Source organism: Pseudomonas sp., assembly GCF_050739655.1.
GTDB lineage: Bacteria > Pseudomonadota > Gammaproteobacteria > Pseudomonadales > Pseudomonadaceae > Aquipseudomonas.
In genome coordinates this window covers 1-3,191 of sequence record NZ_JBOIBY010000473.1, presented here as the reverse complement: position 1 = coordinate 3,191, position 3,191 = coordinate 1, and the positions used below count along the sequence as shown (strand labels likewise).

The following is a 3,191-nucleotide window of genomic DNA, read 5'->3' as shown; positions in this document are numbered from 1 at the left end:
TCTTCAGCAATACGAAGCGCTTCATCAATCGAGACGATGCCAATCTGCTCGCCGTCAGCGCCAATTAACCGAACCTCGCGTGCCGAGATATTCTCGTTGATCGGGGCTTTCGGTGCAGCTCGTTTATCTTGTCTCATTTCACGCTTAATAATAATTACTCCGAATCTTGGCGACCACGCCGGGAAACCGCTTGCGCGAGGAACTCAGTGAATTGGGCGACGGGCATCGAGCCCAGGTCAGCACCTTCACGAGTACGCACAGCGACAGTCTGCGTCTCGACTTCCTTATCCCCGATAACCAAGAGATAGGGAACCTTGAGCAAGGTATGCTCGCGGATTTTAAAGCCGATCTTTTCATTTCTCAAGTCAGACTTGGCACGAAACCCGCTTTCGTTGAGAGTTTTTTCGACCTGAGCGACGAAATCTGCCTGTTTATCAGTGATATTCATCACCACAGCCTGAGTCGGCGCCAGCCACGCAGGGAATGCACCTTCGTAGTGCTCGATCAGAATTCCGACGAAACGCTCGAAGGAACCCAGGATCGCCCGGTGCAACATCACCGGATGCTTGCGGCTGTTGTCCTCGGAGACGAATTCGGCGCCCAAACGGACAGGCAGGTTAAAATCGAGCTGCAAGGTACCACATTGCCAGACTCGACCGAGACAATCTTTCAGCGAGAATTCGATCTTCGGACCGTAGAAGGCACCCTCACCCGGCTGCAAGTCGTACGGCAGGCCAGCGCTATCAAGGGCTGCAGCCAATGCAGCTTCAGCGCGGTCCCACAACTCGTCGGAGCCGACGCGTTTTTCCGGACGAGTGGACAGCTTCATCTCGACATCTTTGAAGCCGAAGTCGGCATAGACGTCCATGGTCAGCTTGATGAATGCAGCGGATTCAGCCTGCATCTGCTCTTCTGTACAGAAGATGTGGGCGTCATCCTGAGTGAATGCACGCACACGCATGATGCCGTGCAGAGCGCCCGATGGCTCGTTGCGGTGGCAAGCACCGAATTCGGCCAATCGCATTGGCAACTCGCGGTAGCTCTTCAGGCCCTGGTTGAATACCTGTACGTGGCACGGGCAGTTCATTGGCTTGATGGCGTAGTCGCGGTTTTCCGACTGAGTAGTGAACATGTTGTCGGCGTAGTTGGCCCAGTGCCCGGATTTCTCCCACAGGCTGCGGTCAACGACTTGAGGAGTCTTGATCTCCAGGTAGCCGTTATCGCGTTGAACCTTGCGCATGTACTGCTCGAGCACCTGGTACAGCGTCCAGCCGTTAGGGTGCCAGAACACCATGCCCGGCGACTCTTCCTGGGTGTGGAACAGGCCCAGACGCTTGCCGATCTTGCGGTGATCGCGCTTCTCGGCTTCTTCGATGCGCTGGATATACGCTGCCAGCTGCTTCTTGTCAGCCCAGGCAGTGCCGTAAACGCGCTGCAGTTGCTCGTTCTTGGCGTCGCCACGCCAGTAGGCGCCGGACAACTTGGTGAGCTTGAAGGATTTCAGGAAGCGGGTGTTCGGCACGTGCGGGCCGCGGCACATGTCGACGTATTCTTCGTGATAGTACAGACCCATAGCCTGCTCGTTCGGCATGTCCTCGACCAGGCGCAGCTTGTAGTCTTCGCCACGGGCCTTGAACACTTCGATCACTTCGGCGCGCGGAGTGACTTTCTTGATCACGTCGTAATCTTTTTCGATCAACTGCTGCATGCGCTGTTCGATTGCAGCCAGGTCGTCCGGAGTGAAAGGACGCTCGAAGGCGATGTCGTAATAGAAACCTTCGTCGATGACCGGCCCGATGACCATTTTGGCCGTCGGATACAGCTGTTTGACCGCGTGGCCAACCAGGTGGGCGCAAGAGTGGCGAATGATCTCCAGCCCCTCTTCATCCTTTGGCGTAATGATTTGCAGCGTAGCGTCGCTGTCGATGATGTCACTGGCGTCGGCCAGCTTGCCATTGACCTTACCGGCCACGGTGGCCTTGGCCAGACCGGCACCAATGGATGCGGCGACCTCGGCGATGGATACCGGGTGATCGAATGAACGTTGACTGCCGTCGGGAAGAGTAATAGTTGGCATGGCGCCTCCTCTCCTAGTGGTGACCCCTACCAAAGGTCACGTGGGTTGGGATGAGCCAGTACAAGATCCGATCCAGGCCATTCAATGACGAACGCCTGCCTTACAGCGGCAGGAGCCTTGCGGCCAACCGGAAACCGAACCAGAGTGACTGGGATTCAAATCAGGGTTATTCGAGCGATTGCCGCATCCGGGATTATGGGTCGACCGGAGCCTGCAAAAGCCCGAGCCAGGCATGCTAGCACAGATGAACGGTGATGACGGCGTGGAGGTTTGCTGCCAGCGAAAATCCGGCGCTTTTATGCCAAAGTGCTGAACTTGATCCCGGCTTTACCCCTCAGATAACAAGACATTGACCCACAAGGAGCATCCCCGCATGCGTCTGAAATCTTTATTCGCTGTAGTCGCACCTATCGTTCTTCTGCTACCGCTGGCCGCCCATGCCGACTGGCCGAAGGGTGAACGCGAGAAGTACATGGCACAGTGCACCGAGGCGGCCACTCCGCAGATCGGCGCTGCGGCGGCAAAAGCCCACTGCGCCTGCGGTGCCGATGCAATCAAATCGTACCCGGCCAAGGACCTTCAGGCCTTGATGGACAATCAGGCCAGCGACGCCCTGAAACAACAGGCGCTGACTCAGATTTCCAAGTGCAAGGCCAACAATTCGGAGAAAAAATAAGTCTGAAAACATGCTGGAAAAGCGTTTTCAGCCGATGAATCGCCCCTGAAAATCGCCTTTTCCTACAATTCATGCAGGTTTTACAGCTTTTTTTATCACCTTTACTTTCGGCTGAAAGCCTTTTAAACCGGGGCTTTCAGCCATCTCAAGCAGCAAAGAAGGCGTGACTGTCGGGCAAACAGCAACTGCGGGGGGCTCCCAAAGCGCACATTTCGACTATGATACCCGGGTGTGCCCAGTTGGCCTGAGCAGCACAGTACTACTGAAAATATAAGTTTCTTGGAGATACACCATGTCTAATCGCCAAACCGGCACCGTTAAATGGTTCAACGATGAAAAAGGCTTCGGCTTCATCACTCCTCAAGGTGGCGGTGACGACCTGTTCGTACACTTCAAAGCTATCGAAAGCGACGGTTTCAAAAGCCTGAAAGAAGGCCA

General features: G+C 55.4%; 3 protein-coding genes and 1 pseudogene. 2 read left to right on the top strand and 2 right to left on the bottom strand.

The window, feature by feature from the left end:
- Together ACRESJ_RS22880 and thrS are read right to left on the bottom strand one after the other, a co-directional pair.
- A pseudogene (locus ACRESJ_RS22880) lies at window positions 1-155 on the bottom strand (translation initiation factor IF-3); the annotation flags it as partial.
- Entirely contained in the window at window positions 155-2,077 is a 1,923-nt protein-coding gene (gene thrS / locus ACRESJ_RS22875; protein WP_431759953.1) for a threonine--tRNA ligase, read from the bottom strand. The pseudogene ACRESJ_RS22880 and the gene thrS, both read right to left, overlap by 1 nt.
- Window positions 2,078-2,450: 373 nt before the next feature.
- On the opposite strand from thrS, the gene ACRESJ_RS22870 reads away from it, so the two are divergent.
- Together ACRESJ_RS22870 and ACRESJ_RS22865 are read left to right on the top strand one after the other, a co-directional pair.
- Window positions 2,451-2,753 (top strand): hypothetical protein, encoded by a 303-nt coding sequence (locus ACRESJ_RS22870; RefSeq protein WP_431759952.1) that lies wholly within the window; start codon window positions 2,451-2,453, stop codon window positions 2,751-2,753.
- A 292-nt stretch (window positions 2,754-3,045) separates the two neighbouring features.
- On the top strand, window positions 3,046-3,191 hold a 146-nt coding region (locus tag ACRESJ_RS22865; RefSeq protein WP_019741134.1), incomplete at its 3' end, for a cold-shock protein.